Genomic DNA, 23,946 nt, shown 5'->3' on the forward strand with positions numbered 1-23,946 from the left:
ACTAAAAGCGCGAACCGGGTTCCAACGGGCGAAAACTACCTATCGAAAGCGCGGCGCGGGCGCGGGTTGCAGGACGCCGTCGATCTCGACGAAGGTGCGCCGCGCGACATTGTGCGGGTGCGACGCGGCCTCCGCCATCGACAATACGGGCGCGAAGCAAACGTCGGTGCCTTCCATCAGCGCGCACCATTCATCGCGCGTCTTCGACTTGAAGATCGCGGTCAGCCGCTCCTTTTGCGCCGGCCATTGCGCACGGTCGAACTGGCCGTCGAACAGTGGGTCGCTTGCGATGCCCAACTTGTCGCGGAGCAGCGCATAAAATTGCGGTTCGATCGATCCGATGGCGACGTACCCGCCGTCCGCCGTCTCATAGGTGTCGTAGAACGGCGCGCCCGTATCCAGCAGGTTTGTGCCCTTCGCGTCGGCCCACATGCCGGTTGCGCGGAACCCCCACATCATCGCCATCAGCAACGCCGAGCCGTCGGTCATCGCGCAGTCGATCACTTGGCCCGGCGCACCGTTCCTGACCGCGAGCAACCCGCTGACCATGCCGAACGCCAGCATCATCGCCCCGCCGCCGAAATCGCCGACGAGATTGATCGGCGGCACCGGCTTCTCACCCGCCCGCCCGATCGCGCCGAGCACGCCCGACAGCGCGATGTAATTGATGTCGTGCCCGGCGGCGGCGGCATACGGGCCGTCCTGCCCCCAGCCGGTCATACGGCCGATCACCAGCTTTGGATTGTCAGCCAGCAGCACATCCGGCCCGATCCCCAGCCTTTCGATGACCCCCGGCCTAAATCCCTCGATCAGGCCGTCGGCGGTCTTCACCAGGTCGCGGAGCTTCGCGATGTCATCCGGCGACTTGAGATCGAGTTCGACATTGGTCCGCCCGCGCAGCAGCGGGTCGGCGGTCTTGCGAGTCGTTGGACTACGCGGATCGCCCGCCTTGCCCGGCCGATCGACGCGGATCACCTCCGCGCCATGATCGGCCAGCATCATCCCGCAGAACGGCCCCGGCCCGATCCCGGCGAGCTCGACGATGCGAATGCCGGTCAGCGGCCCCGGCATGTCAGCGCGGCGCCATCCTGATCGCGCCGTCGAGGCGGACGTCCTCACCGTTGAAATAACCGTTCTCGATCATCGTCAGCGCGAGGTGAGCATATTCGGGCGGATTGCCGAGCCGCTTCGGGAACGGCACCGACGCGGCCAGCGCATCCTTCACGTTCTGCGGCGCGCCCTGCATCAGCGGCGTCTCGAAAATGCCCGGCAGGATCGTGTTGATACGGATGCCCTCGCCCATCAGGTCGCGCGCGATCGGGAGTGTCATGCCGACCACGCCGCCCTTCGACGCCGAATAGGCCGCCTGGCCGATCTGGCCGTCCTCTGCCGCGACCGATGCGGTCATCACCATCGCGCCGCGCTCGCCATCCTCCAGCGGATCGAGCGTCAGCATCCCCGCCGCCGACTTGGCAACGCAGCGGAAGGTGCCGATCAGATTGATCTGGATGAGCCAGTCGAACGCCTGGAGGCTGAAATGCTTGATGCTGCCGTCTTCCTTGGATCGGCTGGCGGTCTTCATCGCATTGCCGGTGCCGGCACAGCACACCAGCACACGCTCCTGCCCATGCGCGGCGCGCGCCTTGGCGAAGCCGGCATCGACGCTGTCGTCGCTAGTCACGTTGACCTCGCAAAAGACGCCGCCGATCTCCGCCGCGACCGCTTCGCCTTTCTCCGCCTGCATGTCGAAGATCGCGACTTTGACACCCTTCGCCGCAAGCGCACGCGCGGTTGCCGCGCCGAGCCCCGACGCGCCGCCGGTGACGACCGCGGCCACCGAATTGTCCAGCTTCATGATATCTCTCCCTTACAGCCGCTCGACGATCGTGACGTTGGCGATCCCGCCGCCTTCGCACATCGTCTGCAGGCCCCATTTCTTGTCGCGCGCCTTCAGCGCGTGGAGCAAGGTCGTCATCAGCTTCGTGCCGCTTGCGCCGAGCGGATGGCCGAGCGCGATCGCACCGCCATTGACGTTGAGCTTCGCATGGTCCGCGCCGATCACGCGGAGCCACGCCAGCGGCACTGGCGCGAACGCTTCGTTCACTTCGTAGAGATCGATGTCCTCGATCTTCATGCCCGCCCGCTGGAGCGCACGCTGCGTCGCGGGGAGCGGCTCCTCGAGCATGATCACCGGGTCGCCTGCCGTGACGGTCAAATTGTGGATGCGGGCCAGCGGCGTCAGGCCGTGGTCCTTCAGCGCGCGTTCGCTGACGATCAGCACGCCCGACGACCCGTCGCAGATCTGGCTGGCCGACGCCGCGGTCAGCACGCTGCCCTCGCCAAGCGGTTTCACCGCGCCCATCGACTCCATGGTCGCGTCGTAGCGGATGCCCTCGTCCTTGGTATGAAGGACGATGTTGCCCTGTTCATCAACCACTTCGAGCGGCACGATCTCGTCCTTGAACGACCCCGCCTGCGTCGCCGCGGCCGCGCGGCGATGGCTTTCGAGCGAGAAGGCGTCGAGCTCCTCGCGGCTGAAACCGTATTTCTGCGCCATCATCCCGGCGCCGACGAACTGGCTGAACCCTGGCACGCCGTAGCGGTCCTTGATCTTCTGCGACCACGGGCCGACGCCGATGCCGAGTTGCGCGGGGGCGGAACTCGCGAGACCCATCGGCACGCGCGTCATGCTCTCGACGCCCGCCGCGATGACGATGTCCTGCGTCCCCGACATCACCGCTTGCGCAGCGAACTGGATCGCCTGTTGCGACGACCCGCACTGGCGGTCGATCGACACGGCGGGCACCGAATCGGGCAACGACGAGGCCATGACGGCGCTGCGCCCGATATGCGCCGACTGCTCGCCCGCCTGCATCACGCAGCCCATGATGACGTCCTCGACCGCCGCGCCGTCGATCCCCGACCGCTGCACCAGCGCGTCGAGCACCGCGCCGCCCAGATCGGCCGGGTGCCAGTCCTTCAGCTTGCCGCCACGCCGTCCGCCCGCGGTCCGCGCCGCAGCGACGATATATGCTTCCGCCATCCGAGCCTCTCCTATGATTTGAGTTGCAGATAGCCACCGGTTGACGCGAGCGGCAAGCTCATTTTCGTGTGGACGGTATGGTTCGTCGGTGTATTGGCACGGCTCCTCCCCACTCATTCTGAATGGAGTTGTGCGTGTCCGGAGGTTTCACTGATCGTCACGGGTTGCAGGTCGCAGCCGAGCTTGCCGATTTCATCGAACAGCGCGCCTTGCCCGGCACGGGAATCGCGCCCGAGGCGTTCTGGGCCGGCGCGGCCGCGATCTTCGCCGAGTTCGCGCCGCAGAACGCGAAGCTGCTCGAAAAGCGCGACCTTATCCAGGCGGAGCTGGACGGCTGGCACGCCCAGCGCTCCGGCACGGCGATCGACCAGCAGGAGTATCAGGCGTTCCTGAATTCGATCGGCTATCTGGTCGAAGAGCCCGCGCCGTTTCGGATCACGACCGAGAATGTCGATCCGGAAATCGCCACCACTGCTGGGCCGCAGCTCGTCGTGCCGGTGCTCAACGCGCGCTTCGTCCTCAACGCCGCGAATGCGCGCTGGGGCAGCCTTTACGACGCGCTGTACGGCACCGATGCATTGCCCGGCACGGCCAAGCCGGGCGGCTACGACCCCGATCGCGGCGCCCAGGTGATCGCATGGGCAAAGGGCTTTCTCGACGAAGCCGTACCCCTCGCCGGCGGGTCGTGGGCCGATCTGACCGAATCGCCGGTCCTTGCCGATCCGGCCCAATTGGTCGGCCGTGCCGGCGACAATCTTCTGTTCAAGCATAATGGCTTGCATATCGAAGTGGTGATCGATCGCGAGCATCCGATCGGGCGAACGGACCCCGCCGGCATCGCCGACGTCATCCTTGAAAGCGCGATCACCACGATCGTCGACCTCGAGGATTCGATCGCCGCGGTCGATGCGGAGGACAAGGTCGCGGCCTATGCGAACTGGCTGGGGCTGATGCGGGGCGATCTGGTCGAGAGCTTCGACAAGGGCGGCAAGCAACTCACACGTCGGCTCAACGATGACCGGCGCTATATCGCCCCCGACGGCACCAGCTTCACCCTGCCCGGCCGCGCGCTCATGTTCGTGCGCAACGTCGGGCACCTGATGACCACGCCAGCGGTGCGCCTGCCCGACGGTGGCGAGGCGCCCGAAGGTATCCTCGACGCGATCGTCACCAGCCTGATCGCGCTCCACGACATCAACGGCCCGCGCCGCAACAGCCGGACGGGCTCGATCTACATCGTCAAACCCAAGATGCACGGCCCCGACGAAGCCGCACTGACCAACGCCTTGTTCGACGCGGTCGAGGATTTGCTCGGCCTCGCGCGCCACACGATCAAGGTCGGGGTGATGGATGAGGAACGCCGCACCTCGGCCAACCTCGCCGCGTGCATCAAGGCGGTCAGCGGGCGGATCGCGTTCATCAACACCGGCTTCCTCGACCGCACCGGCGACGAGATCCATACCTCGATGCAGGCGGGGCCGATGATCCCCAAGGGCGAGATCAAGTCGTCCGGCTGGATCGCCGCCTACGAAAACCGCAACGTCCAGATCGGGCTCGCCTGCGGCCTCTCCGGCAAGGCGCAAATCGGCAAGGGCATGTGGGCCGCGCCCGACCGCATGGCCGACATGCTCGACCAGAAGATCGGCCATCCCAGGACCGGCGCCAACACCGCCTGGGTCCCCTCGCCCACCGCGGCGACCCTCCACGCGACGCATTATCATCGTGTCGACGTGTTCGCGCGGCAACACGAGCGCGCGGCCGAACCAGTCGCGCCGCTCGACGCGCTGCTCTCCGTGCCGCTCGCGCTTGGCCGCAACTGGACGCCCGACGAAGTCCGCGCCGAACTCGACAACAATGCACAGGGCATCCTTGGCTACGTGGTGCGCTGGATCGACCAGGGCGTCGGCTGCTCGAAGGTGCCCGACATCCATGACGTCGGCCTGATGGAGGATCGCGCGACCTTGCGCATTTCCAGCCAGGCACTCGCCAATTGGCTGCTCCACGGCGTCTGCACGCCCGAAGAGGTCGATGCCGCGTTCGCGCGGATGGCGGCAAAGGTTGATGCGCAGAATGCGCGAGATCCGCTCTACCGGCCGCTCGTCGACAGCCCGGACGGTCCCGCGTTCAGAGCCGCGCGTGCGTTGGTGTTCGAAGGAACCATGCAGCCCAATGGCTATACGGAGCCGCTGCTCCATCGGTTCAGAGCGGAAGCCAAATCGCGCTAATTTTGGACAATTGGACAAAATGGACAGCGTAATTAAGCGCATTCCGGTGGGCAGAATGTCATTATTTTACAATAGCGATAAGGACGAATTGGGATGGCGGAACCCGAGCGCGCCAATCGAGTCGCCCGCGTAACTTTCCACTCGCAAAAATCAGGGAAATATGTTAGCCTGAGGGCTGTCGGATTCGTCCGTCGTGTGCAATCCGGGTTTGGGGGTACGACAATGCTCAAGTTGATCAAGGTCGGCGTGGCGGCCAGCCTGCTCGTTGCGGGAATGGCGACCGCCGGGATGCCTTCTGGGCGCAATTTCACCGTCAAGAACACCAATTCGAAGGTCTCGATTCAGCGCGTATGGTATGCGCGGGCGGGCGAAGAGGGCGATCCGTGGCATGAGGTCATGCTCGATTACGCCGTCAAGCCGGGGACGACCTCAAACTTCACCATGGGTACGGGCGACATCTGTCTGTACGATATCAAGGTGCAGTTCAGCGACGCCTATGTTCAGCAGCGCGACAATATCAACGTCTGCCGCGGCGACACGGCGGTCTTCACCTGATCGCATCGGCGTCTGGATGATCGGATGCGGGGCGGCGGACGTGAGTCCGTCGCCCCTTTCTTTTGTCCATCAGTGAAAGTCGCGCGATTTGGGCAGAATGCGGACGTCGCGCGGGTGACGACCGCCACTACCGGTAGCTTTTACATGCCGCGGATCGGGCGTCATGTTGACGTCGGCGCGCGCCATGACCGTCCGCATGACGCTATCTTCCGACAGCCGCGCCAGTTCGTGGGTGCGATCGACCACGCGCGCGCCGATCAGGTGGACGACACTGCCCTCGCTTTCCGCGCTACGCTGCACCTCTCCTTCGACCATCATCAGTCGCGATCCCATGACCTGCATCCGCTGCGCCTCGAACACGCGTGCCCATAACAGGACGTTAGTGATGCCGGTTTCGTCCTCCAGCGTGATGAAGATCGCATTGCCGTTGCCGGGGCGTTGGCGGACCAGAACGACGCCAGCGACGGTGACGCGCGCGCCGTTTTTTGCGTGGGATACCTGCTGGCAGCTTTTGACGCCTTCCGCCGCGAACACCGGCCGCAGAAACTGCATCGGATGGCCTTTGAGCGACAGCCGGGTCATCTGGTAATCGGTACTGACCTCCTCGCTCAGCGGCATTGCGGGCAGTTGGGCGTCCTCCTCCACCCCCAATTCACGCGCGCGCGCCGCGGCGAACAGCGGCAATTCGCCCGTCGGCGTCCGCCGCACCTCCCACAAGGCATCGCGCCGCCCCTTGCCGATCGATCCCCAGGCATCCGCGTCCGCGAGGAGACGCAGCGCGCGCGATGGCAGGCCGGCACGACGGGCGACTTCTTCGATCGAGGCGAAGGGTGCGGCGGCGCGCTCATCGGCGAGAGCCTTCACCCACTCCTCGTGAAATCCGTCAATCTGACGAAAGCCGAGACGCAGTGTGAGGCCTTGTTCTCCGGACTCGAGCTGATTGTCCCAGATGCTGGCGTTGACGTCGATCGCCCGCACCTCGACCCCTCCTTTTTCCTGCGCGTCGCGAACGATCTGCGCCGGCGCGTAGAATCCCATCGGCTGCGAATTGAGCAACGCGCAAGCGAACGCCGCCGGATGAAAGCATTTGAGCCAGGCTGATACATAGACCAGCCGCGCGAACGCCAGCGCATGGCTTTCGGGAAAGCCGTAACTGCCGAAACCCTTGATTTGTTCGTAGCAGCGTTGCGCGAAATCGCGTTCGTAGCCCCGCTTTACCATTCCCTCGACCATCTTGGTTTCGAAATTGTGGATCGTCCCCACATTGCGGAACGTCGCCATCGCGCGACGCAAACGGTTGGCGTCCTCAGGCGAGAATTTGGCGGCGACGATGGCCAGCTTCATCGCCTGTTCCTGGAACAAGGGCACGCCCATCGTCTTGCCGAGCACCGCGACCAATTCGTCCGGGCGCCCCAGCCGTGGATCGGGGACGGGAAATTCGACCTTCTCCTTGCCCGATCGCCGCCGGAGATACGGGTGCACCATATTGCCCTGGATCGGCCCGGGGCGCACGATCGCCACCTGCACTACCAGATCATAGAATTGGCGCGGTTTCAGCCGGGGCAACATGCTCATCTGCGCGCGGCTTTCTACCTGGAACAGTCCCAGGCTGTCGCCCGCGCACAGCATGTCGTAAACCTGCTCGACCTCGGGTGGCACAGTATCGAGCGTGTGCCGCTCCCCGCCGCTATCGGCGATAAGGTCGAACGCTTTGCGGATACATGTCAGCATCCCAAGCGCCAGAACATCGACCTTCATCAACTCCAACGCGTCGATGTCGTCCTTGTCCCATTCGATGAAGGTGCGGTCTGCCATCGCGGCGTTATGGACCGGTACCGTTTCGTCGAGCCGGTCCTGGGTCAACACGAAGCCGCCGACATGTTGCGACAGATGCCGCGGAAATTTGAGGAGCTGGTCGACAAGCCCCTTGAGCCGGGCGACGTCTGGGTTGTCGAGGTCGTAACCAGCTTGGACGATCCGGCTTTCCTCGACCTCGTTGGAATAACTGCCCCAGATCGTCCCTGACAACCGCGAGGTCATGTCTTCGCTCATGCCCAGCGCCTTGCCAACCTCACGCAAGGTGCTGCGCGAACGATAGTGGATCACCGTCGCGGCGATGGCCGCGCGATGGCGACCGTATCGTCGATAGACGTATTGCATCACTTCCTCGCGCCGCTCGTGTTCGAAATCGACGTCGATGTCAGGCGGCTCGTCGCGTTCGGCGGAGACGAAGCGCGAAAACAGCAGGTCAAACTTCATCGGATCGACCGAGGTGACGCCCAGGATGAAGCACACCACCGAATTGGCCGCCGATCCGCGGCCTTGGCACAATATCGGCGGATCCTGACTGCGCGCGAACTTCACGACGTCGTGGACGGTGAGGAAATAACAGGCATAACCGCGCTCGCGGATCAGCGTGAATTCCTCGTACAACAGGGCATATAGCTTGTCGGGGACGCGAAAATCGTAGCGCTCCAGCGCGCTCTGCCAGACGAGATGTTCGAGCCAATCCTGCGCCTCCCATCCTTGCGGCACCGGTTCGTGCGGATATTCGTAGCGGAGATCGTCGAGCGTGAAGGCGATCCGGCCGAGCAGTCTCCCGGTCTCCACGATCGCGTCAGGGTATTGGCAGAACAGCCGCGCCATCTCTGCCGGCGGCTTGAGGCTGCGTTCGCCATTCGCCTCCAGCAACCGGCCGGCCGCCTTCACGTTTGTGCCCTTGCGGATGCAGGTGACGATGTCGTGGAGCTGGCGCTGTTCCCCGGTCGCATAGAGCGCGTCGTTGGTCGCGATCATCGGCACACCGGCGTCCCGCGCGATCTCGGCCAGCCGGTTCAGCCGCCGCCGATCGCGCCCGCTGTACGGCGCCGTGGCGCCGAGCCACAAACGGTCGCCGACCAAGCGTTTCAAGCGCCAAAGAGTGGCCTCAAGCGAATCGCCGCCCCCGCCTTGTGTCGGGGGCCGCATCTCGACAATGGACCCCGCTTGCCGTTGCCCCGCGGATGTCGGGGCAGGCCCGGCATGACGCGCAGGGAATGGAATGACGTTGATTTCTTCTGCCTTGTCCTCACCGAGCAGGAGGAAACCGCGATCCTGCGCCTCATCGACTCGCCGTTTCTCGGGCAGCGCTTCCACCTCCGCCGGGTCGAAGCTGTTGTCGGCCAGCACGATCAGCAACAAATCCTGATGGTGCGAAATCAAGTCCTTGAGATCGAGCAGGCACCCGCCCTTGGCCGCGCGCCGATTCCCCTCGGTCAGCAATCGCGTCAACCGTCCCCAGCCGTATCGCGTCGCAGGATAAGCGACGATATCCGGCGTGCCGTCACGGAATACCAGCCGCGCGCCGACAACGAGCCGAAAATCGGGATCGGCGACTGGCTGTTCCGGGGGGTCGGGAAAGGGTTCCCAAGGGCGATCTGCATCGTGTCGGGCCTTCTCCTTCGCCCAACCATCCAGTGATCGAGCTCGCCAGTCACGCAAGGCGACATGCGCCCGCACGACACCCGCCACCGTATTGCGATCGGCAATGCCGATCCCCCGCATCCCCAGCTGGATCGCCTCGGCGACCATGTCGCTCGGATGCGATGCGCCGCGCAGGAACGAATAATTGGTCGCCGCGACCAGTTCAGCGAAACCGGTCACGCGAACACCCCATGGACATACCAGTTGGGCGCGGGTTTGCCGTCCTCGAACAGGCCGTGACGGAAGATCCACAGGCGGCGACCGCGGCGATCCTCGACGCGGTAATAATCGCGGGTCGGGGCTTCGCGCGGCGTCCACCAGGGCGCGGCGATGCGTTCCGGTCCCTCGGCGCGCGCAACGTCGTGAAGCGTACGACGCCAGCGGAACCTGAGCGGCGGGCCATCAGGGACTTCGGACAGGACATGGTCGATCGGCTGTGGCGGGTCGAACAGGTGGATCGGGCGTAGTGGCGGTTCGCCAGGTTCGGGTACTGGCCACGCCCCGGCGGTCGGCGGATCGGCGGCGGAAAGCGTGAACTCGGCCTGTTCGGGCAAGTACCGGTCGCGTGGCGCAAACCGCCGCACGCGCCCGCGCCCCAGCCGTGTCGACAGGCGATCGATCAGCGCCGCAAGTTCGGCCTCGGCGACCGCCCCGCCCTCCAGCTTCAGTTGCGCGGCGTCGAGCCGTTCGGCGACCGGTACGTCGAAGCGGATCAAATCGAACCCGAACCCCGGATCGATCGGATCGGCGAGCGTGTCGATCCGCTCGCGGAACAGCCGCAGCACCAGCGCGACGTCGCGGCTCGCCCGACCGGTCTCGACCGCCAGCCGCTGCACCAGCCCGTCGGTGCGGAAGAAACGCGCGACGAAACGGCGCCCGCCCTCATGGCTTTCCTCCAGCCGCTCGACGGCCTCCGTCATCAGGGCGCCGAGTATCTCCAGCGCATATTCCGTCCGCGCCACCGGTTCGGCGAAGCGGCGCTCGACGTGGAGCGGCGGCCTGACAACACGCGGCGCAAGCGGGCTGTCGGCCTCGCCGATGATCCGCCGCACTTGGGTCGCCGCCGCCTCGCCGAACCGCGCCGCGATCGCCGATAGCGGGCGCACCACGACATCGCCGACCGTCTTCAGCCCCGCGCGCCGGAGCGCCAGCGTCGCCTCGTCCTCCAGCCCCAAAGCCGCCACCGGCAGGCGCCGCACGGCTTCGCCCTCGCTCGCGCCGCTCGGGCGATAGCGCGCCAGCGCCCGCGCCGCGTCGGGATTGCTGGCAAAGGCGTGGCTGACGACGACGCCCAGCCGTTCGAACCGCGCCACCGCGTCCGCCGCCAGCGCGCTCTCGCCGCCGAACAGGTGCACGCACCCGGTCACGTCGAGCACCAGCCCATCAGGCGCGTCGAGCATCACCCAGGGCGTGTAGCGCGCGCAGCCGTCCGCCAGCCGCTCGAGCCAGGTATGGTCGTCGTGCGGCGCATGGTCGAACGCCGCCAGTTCGGGCACGCGCGCCCGCGTATCGGCCAACGTCCCGCCCGGCTCGATCCCCAGTCCCGCCGCCACCGGGTCCACCGCATGCAGGCGGTTGGCGCCCTTCACCTTCTCGATCACCACATAGGGGGAACCTTCGCGACCAACGAATGCGTGCGGCCGCGCGATCCGCAGCCGTTCAGTGGGCAACCACGGGAAATACAGCGCCAGGTAACGGCGCGGCGGCGGGTTCCTGGAAGATGCGTCGGTCACGGTTCCACTCCACGCGCCACGCAACGCCGGCGGGACCGGCGCGGCGGCGCAACAATTCGATCTCGAACGCCGGATTCCCCGGCGCTCCTTCCGGCGTGCCATCGTCCAGCGGCATCGACAGCGCCGGCCGCACACGCCAGCGCGTATCGGCGACGCTCGGGCTTTCCACCGCCGCCATCCGCAGCAACAGCACCGTCACCCCAGACGCCTCCGCCGCCAGCATCAGCCGCCGCGTCGCGGTAAGGTCGAGCGGTTTGGGATCGCCACAGCATTCGACCAGCAACGCGCCCAGCCCCGCGCACCGCGCGGCATCGTTGGCCGCCTTCAGCAACGCGGTATCGTCGGCGACCAGACCGACCAGCACCGCGCTCGCCTCCAGTCCCAATTCGCCGAGCCCGGTCGCGTAGAGCTTCCCGCACGCTCGCTCCGCCGCCTCGGTCCGCAGCCATAGCAACGGCCGCCCCTCCCCCGCGCGAAACGCCAGCATCGCCGCGAACCCGGCGACGCTGCCGGCATCCTCGCGCTCGGCCGCGATCACCTCATGCAACCGCCCGCGCGCCAGCCCGCCGCCGAGCCAGTCGTCGACCGCCGCGCACCCGGTCGTCACCCGCGCGGTCCTATCGCGCGGACGCACCCCTTCGATGCGCGCCAGACGCCGCCGCAACTTGCTGAGCGAGGCAACCGACTCGGGCATATTTGTTCATGATATGTTCTTATGCGAGGGATGCAATCGGATTCGGATCGGGCGCCTGTCTCATGCGTTTTGCGACGATCGAACAGGAGGTCAGGATGCCCCAAGGCGACAAGAGCGCGTACACCGACAAGCAGAAACGCAAGGCGCAGCATATCGAGGAAGGCTACGAAAAGCGCGGCACGCCCAAGAAGGAAGCCGAAGCGCGTGCCTGGGCGACGGTGAACAGGGAATCGGGTGGCGGCAACAAGTCCGGGTCCGGCCGCGGCAAGAAGGATACGCACGTCTCCTCGGCGCGCGGCGGGCGAGCGCACAAGGCCGGCTCACCGGAGGCGCGGTCGGCGGCCGCCCGCAAGGGTTGGGACACGCGACGGAAAAACAACAACGCCTGATTAGTGGCGCCGTAACGCGTTCGGCGCTAAGCGGCGGCCATGGCGAAGACGCACCGTTTCTTCTCGCACCATGCGCATGAGTTCCTGCGTGTCGCGGCCTGCACGCCGATCGCGAGCGTGGGCGATGTCGCGGCCAACGCCGCGGCGACGATCGCGCTGGCGAAGCACGGGCATGACGAAGCGTGCGACTTGCTCGTCTTTCCCGAACTCAACGTCACGTCCTACGCGATCGACGATCTGCACCTGCAGGATTCGATCCAGCGCGCGACCGACGCGGCGCTGGCGGAGATCGCGGCGGCGGCCGCCAAGCTGAAGCCGGTGCTGCTGGTCGGCGCGGCGCTGGCGAAGAACGGGCGGCTCTACAACTGCGCGGTCGCGATCCATCGCGGGCGCATCCTGGGGGTGGTGCCGAAAAGCTACCTCCCCAACTATCGCGAATTTTACGAGAAGCGCTGGTTCGCGAGCGGCTACGACATCGTGGATGACGAGATCGCGGTCGCCGGCCAGGTCGCGCCGTTCGGCATCGACTTGATCTTCGCCGCGAGCGACTTACCGCACTTCATCTTCCATGCTGAGATCTGCGAGGATTTCTGGGCCCCGATCCCGCCCTCAACCTATGGCGCGATGGCGGGCGCGTTGGTGTGCTGCAACCTTTCGGCCTCCAACGTCGTCATCGGCAAAGCGCGCCAAAGAATGCTCCTCTCCGCCGCGCAGTCCGAGCGGGCGATCTGCGCCTATGTCTTCTCCGCCGCAGGGCCGGGCGAGAGCAGCACCGACCTCGCCTGGGACGGCCAGGGCATGATCCACGAACTCGGCGAACTGATCGCGGAAAGCGCGCGGTTCGACGACGCGGCCGAATTGCTCATCGCCGACGTCGATTGCGGCCGCGTGCGGCAGGAGCGGATACGCAACGGCACGTTCAACGACACCGCGCGCGCCGAAGGGTTAGAGCCCGGCGCGTTCCGCCGCGTGACGTTCGAGGCCAAGCCAGACTTCGCCGATGCCGGGCTACGGCGCGAGATCCGCCGCTTCCCGTTCGTCCCCAACACCCCCGAGAAGCTCGACGCCGATTGCTACGAGGCGTTCAACATCCAGGTTACCGCGCTCGCGCAACGCATCGTCGCGGCCAAGGCCGAGCGGCTGGTGATCGGCGTATCCGGCGGGTTGGACTCCACCCACGCGCTGATCATCGCGGCGAAGGCGATGGACCGGCTTGGCCGCTCCCGCGACCATATCCTGGGCTATACCATGCCCGGCTTCGCGACGAGCGAGGGCACCAAGTCCAACGCCTGGGCGCTGATGCGCGCGCTGGGCGTTGCGGGCGACGAGATCGACATCCGCCCCGCCGCCGAGCAGATGCTGAAGGACATGCGCCACCCGTTCGCCGACGGGAAGCCGGCCTATGACGTGACGTTCGAGAACGTCCAGGCGGGACTGCGCACCGATTATCTGTTCCGGCTCGCCAACCAGCATAACGGCCTGGTGGTCGGCACCGGCGACCTGAGCGAACTCGCGCTCGGCTGGTGCACTTACGGCGTCGGCGACCAGATGAGCCATTACGCGGTCAACGCCGGCGTGCCCAAGACGCTGATCCAGTTCCTGATCCGCTGGTGCATCCGCACCGACCAGTATGACGCGGAGACCGACCGCGTGCTGGAGGCGATCCTGGCGCAGGAGATTTCGCCCGAGTTGGTGCCGGCGGGCGCCGACGGTGCGCTGCAATCGACCGAGGAGCGGATCGGGCCGTATGCGCTCAACGACTTCTTCGCGCATTACATCGTCCGCCACGGCATGGCGCCGTCCAAGGTCGCGTTCCTGGCGCTCAAGGCGTGGGAAGATGCCGGGCGGGGCCGCTGGCCGCGCGATTTCCCGGCCAGCGCAAAGGCTGCCTACGACCTGCCGACGATCCGCGGCTGGCTGGAAAAGTTCCTGTTCCGCTTCTTCACGATCAGCCAATTCAAGCGCTCGGCCATCCCCAACGGGCCGAAGGTGTCGGCGGGCGGCGCGCTGTCCCCCCGCGGCGACTGGCGCGCACCGTCCGACGGGACGGCCAAGCCGTTCCTCGATGAACTGAAGGCCAACCTGCCCTAGTCACCCTTCGGCTCGGTCATCTCCATGAAATCCCTCGCCGCGTCGCGATCGGCGGGATCATCGAACGCCACGTCGAGGTCGGGCGCGACACCGAGCATGTGCATCAGCGCCCATAACGCGAAGCGCCGCCCACGGTCCTTGGCCATGCCGAACTCGACACGCATCCGCCGCGAGGCCGTCTGGCGATAGCGAGGCGATGTCGGTCGTCCCGAAATAGCGGCGGAGCTGATCGTCGAAGTCCATGCCGCGCGTTCTGAGCCACGCGGGACTTGCCGACAACCCGTGACCCTGCGACCATACCGGAAATAGGAGAATGGCATGAAGGCGCAGGCTAACGGCATCGAGATCGAGTATGAGGATTTTGGGCCGAAGGATGCGCCGCCGGTGCTCCTCATCATGGGACTCGGTGCACAACTGACACTGTGGCCGATGCCGATGGTCGATCAGCTGGTCGAGCGCGGGTACCGCGTGATTCGCTACGACAATCGCGACGTCGGGCTGTCGACCAAGTTCCACGATGCCGAGGCGCCCGCGATGACCGCGATCGTCGCCGCGCTGATGATGGGCAGCAAGCCCGACGTGCCCTATCTGCTCGACGACATGGCGGCCGACGCGGTCGGGCTGCTCGACGCGCTCGGGATCGCCAGGGCGCACGTCATGGGCGCATCGATGGGCGGGATGATCGCGCAGATGGTCGCGGCGCTATATCCCGACCGCGTGCTGTCGCTGACCTCGATCATGTCGACCACCGGCAACCCGATGCTACCGCCCGCCAGCCCGGAGGCGATGGCGGTGCTGACCACCCGGCCCAGCGGCGCCGACGAGGAAGCGATCGTCGCCCATGGGGTGCGCGCCGAGAAAGTCATCGGCAGCCCCGGCTATCCGGCCGATGAGGACGAATTGACCGAGCGCGTGCGCGCCGGGTTCCGGCGCATGCACTACCCGCCCGGCTTCGCGCGACAGATGGCGGCGATCGTCGGCAGCGGCGACCGCCGTGCCGCGCTCGCCACGATCACCGCGCCGACGATGGTGATCCACGGCGCCGACGACCCGCTGGTGCCGCCGGCGGGCGGTCGCGACACGGCGGCGACGATCCCCGGCGCCAGGATCGTCGAAATACCGGGCATGGGACATAATTTGCCCGAGGCGCTGATCGGCCAAGTGCTCGATGCGTTCGAGCAGGTGGCAAAGACACCCTTGACGGCGGAACGTTAGGCCAAGGTCAGGCCAAGAGGGGCGGCGCGGACCCGTGGAAGTTGACACTAAGTTGACACTATCGCGATGGGTCAGCGAAACTGCCCCTGACCCATAACGATCGATGTCGTCACCCCGGCTTGGCCGGGGTCCCGTTTGATCCCCGACACAATAGTATCGGGCCCGGACCCAAGACCCGGATGCCGTGTGGATATGGAAGCTGAGAGAGAGCGGGCCGCAGGATATCACGCAACTCGCCCTGTAGGAAAACGCTAAACGCGCACCGCGCCTTCGTCCCGTACCGCCTCGATGGTCGGCATCCCGTTGACCGCCATCATCAGGTCCGCCTCGGCCAGGATGCACCTGAGCACGTGCGCCGCCCCCGCCGCGCCGTCGAGCGCGAGGCCGTAGGCGAACGGACGCCCCACGCCGACCGCGCTCGCGCCGAGCGCCAGCGCCTTGATGACGTCGCTGCCCGATCGCACGCCGCTGTCGAACCACACCGGCGTGCTGCCCGCCGCCGCGACCACGCCGGGCAGCATGTCGATCGCGGCGATGCCGCCGTTGGCCTGGCGGCCGCCGTGGTTCGAGCAGAACAGGGCGTCCGCGCCCATGTCGACTGCGCGTCTGGCGTCTTCGGGATGGCAGATGCCCTTGAGCACGATCGGCATCCTGGTCACCGACTTGAGCCACGGCATGTCGTCCCACGTCAGCGGCCGCGCGAATTGCGACGCCCAGAGCATCGTCGCTTCCGCTGGCGCGGACGCCGGGTCCTTCCCCAACATCTTCCTGAACACCGGATCGGCGAAGTAATTGGTCAGCACATGCCCGCGCAGTTGCGGGAAATTCCCGGCATTCAAGTCACGCGGGCGCCAGCCCGTCACCCACGTGTCGAGCGTCACCACCAGCGCGCGATAGCCCGCCGCTTCGGCCCGCCGGATCAGGCTCTCCGCCAGATCCTTGTCGCGCGGCGTATAGAGCTGGAAGAAACCCGGAACATCGCCCAGATGCCCGGCGACATCCTCCATTGTGTCGTTGCCCAGCGTCGAGACGGTCATCGGCACACCGGTCGTCGCCGATGCCTGCGCCGCGGCGATGTCGCCATGCTGGTCGGGCGTGCACATGCCGGTCACGCCGATCGGGCTCATGAAGATCGGGCTGTGGTAGGTATGGCCGAAGATCGTCGTCGAGAGATCACGATTGGTCGTGCCGACCATCATCCGCGGCACCATGCCCCAATGCCGGAACGCGGCGGCATTCTGGTCCTGCGTCCATTCGTCGCCGCAGCCGCCCTGGACGTAGTTGAGCACGTGCGGCGGCATCGCGGCGGTCGCGCGGCTGACGAGCGTGGCGTAATCGACCGGCAGCTTGGTCAGCACGCCGCGCAGCCCCGCGCCGTAAATCTCGTTCTGATAGTCGCCGAAATGGCCCATCGCCGCTCTCTCCCACCTGCGTTGTCGCTACGCTTATGGCGGATCGATGCGCGGCTGTCTCGGGGTCAGGTCCTGTTGAGAGCTGACTCGGCCGTCATCCAGGCGCAGGGATCAACCTGCGCCTGGAGAGCAAGGATCAGCGGAACGAACCGCTCAGCATCACGCCGAACACGCGCGGATCGTTGTAGATGCCAGCGCGATAGTTCGACGTGTCGATCGCACCGATCAGGTTCTTGCGGTTGGTGAGATTGCGCGCGAACGCGGCGATCTCATACTTGCCGAAAGCGTAACCGATCTTGGCGCCCAGCTCGTAATTGCCGTCCGACGTATATTCGACGCTGCGGTACAGGACCAGGTTGGTCTTGCCCTGCATGTTGAAGTCGCCGGCGACGAACACCTTGCTGTCACCGCCCAGCGGCAAGTCGTACCGCGCGCTGACGTTGATGTTGTAATCCGGCGCGTTCGGGAACGGGTTGCCGTTGATGTTGGCATAGTAGTTGTTGCCGATCCGCACCGTCGGGTTGAGCACGGTCTGCGACATCACGCCGCCCGCAGCACCCACCTGGGCATAGACGTTGGGGGCATTGATCTCCGTGTGGAGCAGGCTGAGACCCGCGGTCACGCGGAAGTTGTTGACCGGACGCGCCTCGATCTCGAACTCGGCGCCGTAACCCTTGCCCTTGTTGCCGTTGAACAGCACGCCGTTGCCGTTGCTGTCGTTGCCGTTGAGCTGGATGTTGTCGATGTCGTAATAGAACCCGGCGGCGCTGACGTTGATGCGACCATCGGCGAAGGTCGCCTTGATCCCGCCTTCATAGCTGGTGTTCTTTTCCGAATTGGCGGTCGAGTAAGCCGACGCGAACACCGCCGAACGGCCCTGCACGGTCGGGCCGCGGAAACCACGGGCGTAGCGCGCATAGACGCTGACGTTCGGATCGAGCTTGTAGAGCAAGCTCACGTCCCAGCTCGGCTGCGTGTCCGAAAGACGGCAATAGGTCGCTGCACCGCACGCATACGAGTTGGTCGGCGCAGTCGCCGGCACACTGAGCGTCGCGAAGTTCGGGTGGAGCAACAGGTTGGTGCTCTTGATGTCGTTGGTGACACGTCCGCCCGCCGTCAGCGTCAGCTTGTCGGTCAGGTCATAGCTGATCTGGCCGAAGGCCGCCCAGCTTGTGTTGATGTTGCGCAACAGCACGAAGTTGTTCGGATTGGGCGTGGTGCCGAGCGAATTGTTGGTCAGGAAGAACGAGCGCTGGTCGAACTCGGTCTTGTCGCGCGCATCGAAATAGAGACCGCCGATCTGCCACTTGAACCGGCCCGTGTCGGGGCTGGCGAGGCGGACTTCCTGCGTCCACTGGTCGAGCCCGCGCAGGCGACCCTGCGACTGGCCGCAACCGACCGCGCAGATGTTGGGGGTCACGCCGCCGAAGTTGGCCGCCGCGCCACCGTCGGTGTCGCCGCGGCTGAAGCCCGACGCATGCTCCCAGGCGGTGATCGAGGTCAACGTCGCGAACCCGAAATCATAGTCCGCCTTCAGCGAGACGCCCTGGCTCTTGTACGCCTGCGTGTTGTTCTGCGCTTCGTCATAGGACACGACGCCGCGATCGAACGACGGCGGCACGGCGTTGGTGCCGACCTTGATCGACCCGCGATAGAAGATCGACGCGGTGCCGTTATAGTCGCGGACATGGCCCGAAAGGCGCAGGCTGAACGCGTCGCTCGGCTTGAACAGCAGCTGGAGCTTTACGTCCTTCTCCTCGAAGCCGCCCATCACGTTCTTGCCGGGCACGGTGCCGTCGTCGGACGGGCCGGTATAGACGTTGTCGATCCAGTCGTCGCGGCGCTGATAGAGGCCCGACAGGCGGAAGCTGATCGTGCCGTCCTTGGTCAGCGGACCGCCGACGCCGACGTCGGCGTTGACGCTGTTATAGCTGCCATAGCTGAGCGAACCCTGGCCCTGCCAGTTGGCGCTCGGCTGCGCGCTGTCGAACTTGATGATGCCGGCGGTGGTGTTGCGGCCGAACAACGATCCCTGTGGCCCCTTCAGCACTTCGACCTGCGCGATGTCGAACGCCGGGTTCGACTTGAGCACGACATGCTCCTTCACGACGTCGTCCTGGATGATCGACACCGGCTGCGACGCGCCGAGGTAGAAGTCGATATTGCCGAGGCCGCGAATGTAGAAGCGCGGGAAGATGCGGCCGGTGGTCGATTCCACGTAGAGGCTGGGCACGCGGCCCGACAGGGACAGCAGGGTGTCCGCACCCGCCGCCTGGAAATCGCGGATCGCCTCGGACCGCAACACCGACACCGCGACCGGCACGTTCAGCGTGTTTTCGGTGCGGCGGTTGGCGGTGACGATGATGTCGCCATCAGGAGCGCCGGCCGTATCGGGGGTCGCGGCGGCCGGGGTCGTGTCGGCGGTCTGCGCGCTGGCGAACGGAACGGTGGCGGCCGTAGCGGCCCCGGCGAGCAGAATCGCGGCGAACTTCTGAAGTTTCATTGCGTGGGTCCCTTGGAGAAGCGCGTCGTCATTTGGTGCGACGCAACATGCGCTGGGCCTCTGGGCGCGAATTGTGACCGTATTGCGACAGTAAAGCACGTCTCGTCTCGTTTACGGGGGCTATGATGCGCAGAAGGCACAACGCCCGTTGGCGCTAACGGTCTGGACTGCAGCGGCGCCTTGCGGCACCGAATAGCGAAGCCGAAATCGCGCCCCGCGCGATTATCGAGTCTTCGCTATTCCCACTCGATCGTGCCGGGCGGCTTCGACGTATAGTCGTAAGTCACGCGGTTGATACCCTTGACCTCGTTGATGATCCGCGTCGCACAGCGCGACAGGAACTCGCCGCTGAAATGATAGGCATCGGCGGTCATGCCGTCGACCGAGGTCACGGCACGCAAAGCTAGGACGTTGTCGTAGGTACGGCCGTCGCCCATCACCCCGACGCTGCGCACCGGGAGCAGGACCGCGAACGCTTGCCAGATCGCGTCGTACAGTCCGGCATTCCTGATCTCTTCCAGGTAGATCGCATCCGCTTTTCGCAGGATGTCGCAGCGTTCCTTGGTGACTTCGCCGGGGATGCGGATCGCGAGGCCTGGCCCCGGGAACGGATGCCGCCCGACGAAGACGTCCGGCAGGCCAAGCTCCCGGCCGAGCGCCCTCACCTCGTCCTTGAACAATTCGCGCAGCGGCTCGACCAGCTTCATGTTCATCCGCTCGGGCAGGCCCCCGACATTGTGGTGGCTCTTGATCGTCACCGACGGCCCGCCCGTGAAGCTAACGCTTTCGATCACGTCGGGGTAGAGCGTGCCCTGCGCCAGGAATTCAGCCCCGCCAATCTTCTTCGCTTCGTCCTCGAACACGTCGATGAAGGTCTTGCCGATGAACTTGCGCTTCGCCTCGGGGTCGGTGACGCCGGCTAGGCCGCTGAGGAACAGGGTCTCCGCGTTCACATGGACCAGAGGGATGTTGTAGTGGCCGCGGAACAGCGACACGACCTGGTCCGCCTCGCCGCTGCGCATCAGGCCGTGATCGACGAACACGCAGGTCAACTGATGCCCGATCGCCTCGTGGATCAACACCGCGGCGACCGCCGAGTCGACCCCGCCCGACAGCCCGCAGATCACGCGCTTGTCGCCGACCTGTGCGCGAATCTCGGCGATCTTGGCGGCGCGGAATTCGGCCATCGACCAATCGCCCGCGAGGCCACAAACGTGCCTAACGAAATTCTTCAACAGCTTCGCGCCGTCCGGGGTATGCACGACCTCTGGATGGAACTGCATCGCGTAATAGCGGCGCGCATCGTCGGCGATCACCGCGAACGGCGCGCCCGGGCTGGCGGCGACGGGGCGGAAACCGGGGGCGAGGCTCGTCACCTTATCCCCATGGCTCATCCACACCTGATGCGTTTCGCCTTCGGTCCACAGACCGTTGAACAGCTCGCAGCGATCGTCGATCTCGATGAAGGCGCGGCCGAACTCGCCGCTGTCGCCCAGCTCCACCGTCCCGCCGAGCTGATGCATCATCACCTGCTGGCCGTAACAGATGCCGAGCACCGGCAGCCCGCTGTCGATGATTTCCTGCGGGATACGCGGGCTACCCTCATCGAGCACGCTCGCCGGGCTACCCGACAGGATCACGCCGCGCGGTCGCATCCGGGCGAAAACCTCGGCGGCGGACTGGAACGGTGCGATTTCCGAATAGACCCCCGCCTCTCGGACACGTCGCGCGATGAGCTGAGTCACCTGGCTGCCGAAATCGACAATGAGGATCGAATCGCCAAAAGCTGCGGATGTCTGGGTCATGGCGCCCGATAGCAGATCGGCGCAGGGCGTGAAGCCCGACGGCGCCAGCGCGACCAAAGTCATCGAACCGTAATTTACATTTCGCAATTTTGAAGGAAATATGTCATCGTTCTGTAACAGAAGCGTCATGGGGCGCTCGTTCGATGGAGATTGCCATGGTGAAGACCGTCCTTTTCGCACTCTGCGTGACCGTCGCATCCCCTGCGCTTGCGGCCGATGGCCAGGCCGCCGCCAAGCTGGCGGCTGACATCCGCGTTTCGGAAAGCCGCGCCCAGGCCACGCTTCGCGACAGCGGCGACTATATCGAACTGGCGCAGGCTTATCTGCGCGCTGGCCGCACCGGCGACGCGGCATTGGCCTATCGCGCCGCGCTGACGCGCAACAACGAGATGATGCTGACCCGGAACGGCGACTCGATCTGGTCACATACCGTCGCGCGCGATGCATTGGCGCTGATGCCGCAATACGCGGCGCGCTGACCCTTGCTGGTCGAGCCGACCGCCTCCCCAATGGGAGAGCGGTTGGCTCGGTGGTAATCACCGGATCGGTTTCACCACCATCCCCGTCCACTTGGCGATGAACGCCCAGTCGCTGGCGGTTTCGTCGATGATCTTGTCGGTTGGCTTGCCCGATCCGTGCCCGGCGCGCGTTTCGATGCGGACGAGGCGTGGTTTCGGGCCGAGATCCTGAGACTGCAGCATCGCGGTATATTTGAACGTGTGCCCCGGCACGACGCGGTCGTCGGTATCGGCGGTCGCCGCGAGGATCGCCGGATAGGGCGTGCCCGCCTTGATGTTGTGATACGGCGAATATTTGAGCAGCACGCGGAAATCGGCCTCCTTCGACGGATAGCCGTAATCGTCCACCCAATAGCGCCCCGCGGTGAAACGGTCGAAGCGCAGCATGTCCATCACGCCCACCTGCGGCAACGCAGCGGCGAACAGGTCCGGCCGCTGGTTCACGACCGCGCCAACCAATAACCCGCCGTTCGACCCGCCCATGATCGCGAGCTGGTCCTTGCCGGTATAGCCCTTGGCCTTCAGGAACTCGCCCGCCGCGATGAAGTCGTCGAACACGTTCTGCTTGCTCGTCAGCCGCCCGCCGTCGTGCCATTCCTTGCCATATTCGCCGCCGCCCCGAATGTTGGCGACGGCATAGACTCCGCCTTGTTCCAGCCAGGCGATCCGCGTCGCGGAGAAGGCCGGCTCCATCGTGATGTTGAACCCGCCATAGCCGTAAAGCAGAGTCGGCGCGGGGCCGCTCGCCCCCTTCTTGCGGACGATGAACATCGGTACTCGCGTCCCGTCCTTCGACGCGTAGAAGACTTGGCTAACTTCATAGTTCGCCGGGTCGAACGCCACCTTTGGCTGCGCCCAGATCGAGGATTTGCCCGTCGCGACGTCATAGCGATAAATCGTCGCCGGCCGATTATAGCTGGTGAAGCTGTAGAAGGTCTCGGGATCGTCGGCCTCGCCACCGAACCCGCCGACCGACCCGATGCCGGGCAGCGCCACAATCCCGTCGGGCTTGCCGTCGAGCGTGAAGCGGCGGACCTCGCTCTTCACGTCGACCAGATAGGTCGTGATCAGCTTGCCGCCGATGATCGCCGCGCCGTCGAGCACCGCCTTGTCCTGCGGCACCACCTCGACCACCGGCACTTCGGCCGAGCGCGCATAGAGGTTGGTCGCGACGATCCGCATCCGCGGCGCGTCCTTGTTCGTCACCCAGTAGAAATTGCCACCGACATTGCCGGCGAAGTTCCACTGATAGTCGAGCCCCTTGAAGATCGTCCGCGGCGTCGGCTTGGGCGCGGTCAAGTCGATGACGGTGATCTCATAGCGATTGTCGGTGCCCTCCGTGGTGGTGATCACCAGCCACTTGCCGTCGTCGGTCACTTGCGCGCCGTGCCCGCGCTTCGGCTGGTCGGGGGTCGCGTAGATCAGGCTGTCCGCCGATTGCGGCGTGCCGAGCTTGTGGAAATAGACCGCCTGGTTTTCGTTGAGCGACTGAAACTTCTGGCCCTCGGGCGGCGCGGGGAAACGCGAATAATAGAAGCCCGACCCGTCCTTCGCCCAGGAGAGGCCGGAAAACTTCACCCATTCGACGCTGTCATCGAGCACCTTGCCGCTGCCGACGTCGAGCACCTTGACCGTGCGCCAGTCGCTGCCGCCGTCCTGGATCGCATAGACGATCCGCTTGCCGTCCTCGCTCGGCGCCCATTCGCCCAGCGCGGTCGCGCCGTCCTTCGCCCAGGTGTTGGGGTCGATCACCACGCGCCCGGTGCCGTCCAGCCCGTCGCGCACGAACAGCACCGCCTGGTTCTGCAGTCCCGAATTGTGCATGTAGAAATAGCGCCCGCCCTTCTTCGCGGGCGCGGCGAAGCGCTCGTAATCGATCAGCGTCTTCAACCGCGCCTTGAAGATGTCGCGGCCCGGCAACGTCGCCAGATAGGCGTCGGTCAGCTTGTTCTCCGCCTCCACCCACGCCGCGACCTTCGGATCGGTGCGAACGTCGTTTTCCAGCCAGCGATACGGATCGGCGACCTTTACGCCGAATTGCTCGTCCACGGTCGTGCCGCGCTCGGTCGCGGGATAGGTGATGGCGGTCATGTCGGTTTTCTGGGAACTCGTCTGGGCAAGAGCGGGAAGGGTCAGGGCGATCAGGGTCAGCGGCAGGAATTGGCGCATCGGTCACTCCGCGGGTCGGGATGACGCATATCTAACAGCGGTCATTGCAGGTTCAACTGGAGCGATTAAACCCGATACGGACCCGTATCGACATTCAAGCGTTGTGCCGGGACCTATTCTAAGGAGAAGATC

16 protein-coding genes and 1 pseudogene are annotated in these 23,946 nt (G+C 65.6%); 6 read left to right on the forward strand and 11 right to left on the reverse strand.

Annotated features, from left to right (window positions below; genetic code table 11):
- Positions 1-39: 39 nt before the first annotated feature.
- From J0J06_RS07650 to J0J06_RS07660, 3 genes are read right to left on the reverse strand one after another with little or no spacing between them, the layout of a single operon-like run.
- Positions 40-1,071: a CaiB/BaiF CoA-transferase family protein gene (locus tag J0J06_RS07650; RefSeq protein WP_294040706.1), complete on the reverse strand. Its 1,032-nt coding sequence runs from the start codon at positions 1,069-1,071 to the stop codon at positions 40-42.
- Between the two features lies 1 nt (position 1,072).
- Positions 1,073-1,855, reverse strand: a complete 783-nt coding sequence (locus tag J0J06_RS07655; RefSeq protein ID WP_294040707.1) for an SDR family NAD(P)-dependent oxidoreductase — start codon at positions 1,853-1,855, stop codon at positions 1,073-1,075.
- Positions 1,856-1,867: 12 nt separating this feature from the next.
- Complete coding sequence (locus J0J06_RS07660; RefSeq protein WP_294040708.1) at positions 1,868-3,043, reverse strand: acetyl-CoA C-acetyltransferase; 1,176 nt, start codon at positions 3,041-3,043, stop codon at positions 1,868-1,870.
- A 134-nt stretch (positions 3,044-3,177) separates the two neighbouring features.
- Here J0J06_RS07660 and J0J06_RS07665 point away from each other — a divergent pair, with 134 nt between their 5' ends.
- Both J0J06_RS07665 and J0J06_RS07670 read left to right on the forward strand, forming a co-directional pair.
- Positions 3,178-5,268 carry a malate synthase G gene (locus tag J0J06_RS07665; RefSeq protein WP_294040709.1) on the forward strand — a complete coding sequence of 697 codons (2,091 nt, stop codon included), beginning with the start codon at positions 3,178-3,180 and terminating at the stop codon, positions 5,266-5,268.
- Between the two features lie 222 nt (positions 5,269-5,490).
- Positions 5,491-5,823 carry a hypothetical protein gene (locus J0J06_RS07670; protein ID WP_294040710.1) on the forward strand — a complete coding sequence of 111 codons (333 nt, stop codon included), beginning with the start codon at positions 5,491-5,493 and terminating at the stop codon, positions 5,821-5,823.
- 69 nt (positions 5,824-5,892) lie between these two features.
- Here J0J06_RS07670 and J0J06_RS07675 read toward each other — a convergent pair whose 3' ends face one another.
- Genes J0J06_RS07675 through J0J06_RS07685 form a run of 3 tightly spaced genes read right to left on the reverse strand, consistent with a single transcriptional unit; the run spans position 5,893 to position 11,712 of the window.
- On the reverse strand, positions 5,893-9,465 hold the full coding sequence (locus J0J06_RS07675; RefSeq protein WP_294040711.1) for an error-prone DNA polymerase: 3,573 nt from the start codon (positions 9,463-9,465) through the stop codon (positions 5,893-5,895).
- Entirely contained in the window at positions 9,462-10,940 is a 1,479-nt protein-coding gene (locus J0J06_RS07680) for a DNA polymerase Y family protein (RefSeq protein WP_294040870.1), read from the reverse strand. The genes J0J06_RS07675 and J0J06_RS07680 overlap by 4 nt, the downstream gene beginning before the upstream one ends.
- Positions 10,941-10,944: 4 nt before the next feature.
- Complete coding sequence (locus tag J0J06_RS07685) at positions 10,945-11,712, reverse strand: hypothetical protein (protein WP_294040712.1); 768 nt, start codon at positions 11,710-11,712, stop codon at positions 10,945-10,947.
- A gap of 95 nt (positions 11,713-11,807) precedes the next feature.
- Here J0J06_RS07685 and J0J06_RS07690 point away from each other — a divergent pair, with 95 nt between their 5' ends.
- Both J0J06_RS07690 and J0J06_RS07695 read left to right on the forward strand, forming a co-directional pair.
- Positions 11,808-12,101: a plasmid stabilization protein gene (locus tag J0J06_RS07690; protein ID WP_294040871.1), complete on the forward strand. Its 294-nt coding sequence runs from the start codon at positions 11,808-11,810 to the stop codon at positions 12,099-12,101.
- A 39-nt stretch (positions 12,102-12,140) separates the two neighbouring features.
- Positions 12,141-14,192 carry an NAD(+) synthase gene (locus tag J0J06_RS07695; protein WP_294040713.1) on the forward strand — a complete coding sequence of 684 codons (2,052 nt, stop codon included), beginning with the start codon at positions 12,141-12,143 and terminating at the stop codon, positions 14,190-14,192.
- Here the strand turns inward: J0J06_RS07695 and J0J06_RS07700 are convergent.
- Positions 14,189-14,435: pseudogene (locus J0J06_RS07700) on the reverse strand (hypothetical protein). The gene J0J06_RS07695 and the pseudogene J0J06_RS07700 sit on opposite strands and share 4 nt — an antisense overlap.
- 75 nt (positions 14,436-14,510) lie before the next feature.
- On the opposite strand from J0J06_RS07700, the gene J0J06_RS07705 reads away from it, so the two are divergent.
- Positions 14,511-15,407 (forward strand): alpha/beta hydrolase, encoded by an 897-nt coding sequence (locus J0J06_RS07705; protein WP_294040714.1) that lies wholly within the window; start codon positions 14,511-14,513, stop codon positions 15,405-15,407.
- A 251-nt stretch (positions 15,408-15,658) separates the two neighbouring features.
- Here the strand turns inward: J0J06_RS07705 and J0J06_RS07710 are convergent, their stop codons facing one another.
- The 3 genes from J0J06_RS07710 to guaA form a co-directional block, all read right to left on the reverse strand.
- A complete protein-coding gene (locus J0J06_RS07710; protein ID WP_294040715.1) occupies positions 15,659-16,819 on the reverse strand; it encodes an alpha-hydroxy-acid oxidizing protein in 1,161 nt (386 codons plus the stop codon).
- Between the two features lie 136 nt (positions 16,820-16,955).
- Positions 16,956-19,322 (reverse strand): TonB-dependent receptor, encoded by a 2,367-nt coding sequence (locus J0J06_RS07715; RefSeq protein ID WP_294040716.1) that lies wholly within the window; start codon positions 19,320-19,322, stop codon positions 16,956-16,958.
- Between the two features lie 236 nt (positions 19,323-19,558).
- Positions 19,559-21,127 carry a glutamine-hydrolyzing GMP synthase gene (gene guaA / locus J0J06_RS07720; RefSeq protein WP_294040872.1) on the reverse strand — a complete coding sequence of 523 codons (1,569 nt, stop codon included), beginning with the start codon at positions 21,125-21,127 and terminating at the stop codon, positions 19,559-19,561.
- Positions 21,128-21,282: 155 nt separating this feature from the next.
- Here guaA and J0J06_RS07725 point away from each other — a divergent pair, with 155 nt between their 5' ends.
- Positions 21,283-21,606, forward strand: a complete 324-nt coding sequence (locus J0J06_RS07725; protein ID WP_294040717.1) for a hypothetical protein — start codon at positions 21,283-21,285, stop codon at positions 21,604-21,606.
- A 57-nt stretch (positions 21,607-21,663) separates the two neighbouring features.
- Here J0J06_RS07725 and J0J06_RS07730 read toward each other — a convergent pair whose 3' ends face one another.
- A complete protein-coding gene (locus J0J06_RS07730) occupies positions 21,664-23,814 on the reverse strand; it encodes a prolyl oligopeptidase family serine peptidase (RefSeq protein WP_294040718.1) in 2,151 nt (716 codons plus the stop codon).
- Positions 23,815-23,946: the final 132 nt, after the last annotated feature.

Origin of the sequence: Sphingomonas sp., from assembly GCF_017304615.1 — a bacterium.
Lineage (GTDB): Bacteria > Pseudomonadota > Alphaproteobacteria > Sphingomonadales > Sphingomonadaceae > Sphingomonas.

Coding starts and splice junctions, on each gene's coding strand:
- J0J06_RS07725 (WP_294040717.1), top strand. CDS start 21,283: ATGGTGAAGACCGTCCTTTTCGCACTCTGCGTGACCGTCGCATCCCCT.
- J0J06_RS07660 (WP_294040708.1), bottom strand. CDS start 3,043: ATGGCGGAAGCATATATCGTCGCTGCGGCGCGGACCGCGGGCGGACGG.
- J0J06_RS07685 (WP_294040712.1), bottom strand. CDS start 11,712: ATGCCCGAGTCGGTTGCCTCGCTCAGCAAGTTGCGGCGGCGTCTGGCG.
- J0J06_RS07655 (WP_294040707.1), bottom strand. CDS start 1,855: ATGAAGCTGGACAATTCGGTGGCCGCGGTCGTCACCGGCGGCGCGTCG.
- J0J06_RS07670 (WP_294040710.1), top strand. CDS start 5,491: ATGCTCAAGTTGATCAAGGTCGGCGTGGCGGCCAGCCTGCTCGTTGCG.
- J0J06_RS07715 (WP_294040716.1), bottom strand. CDS start 19,322: ATGAAACTTCAGAAGTTCGCCGCGATTCTGCTCGCCGGGGCCGCTACG.
- J0J06_RS07650 (WP_294040706.1), bottom strand. CDS start 1,071: ATGCCGGGGCCGCTGACCGGCATTCGCATCGTCGAGCTCGCCGGGATC.
- J0J06_RS07705 (WP_294040714.1), top strand. CDS start 14,511: ATGAAGGCGCAGGCTAACGGCATCGAGATCGAGTATGAGGATTTTGGG.
- J0J06_RS07730 (WP_294040718.1), bottom strand. CDS start 23,814: ATGCGCCAATTCCTGCCGCTGACCCTGATCGCCCTGACCCTTCCCGCT.
- J0J06_RS07710 (WP_294040715.1), bottom strand. CDS start 16,819: ATGGGCCATTTCGGCGACTATCAGAACGAGATTTACGGCGCGGGGCTG.
- J0J06_RS07690 (WP_294040871.1), top strand. CDS start 11,808: ATGCCCCAAGGCGACAAGAGCGCGTACACCGACAAGCAGAAACGCAAG.
- guaA (WP_294040872.1), bottom strand. CDS start 21,127: ATGACCCAGACATCCGCAGCTTTTGGCGATTCGATCCTCATTGTCGAT.
- J0J06_RS07695 (WP_294040713.1), top strand. CDS start 12,141: ATGGCGAAGACGCACCGTTTCTTCTCGCACCATGCGCATGAGTTCCTG.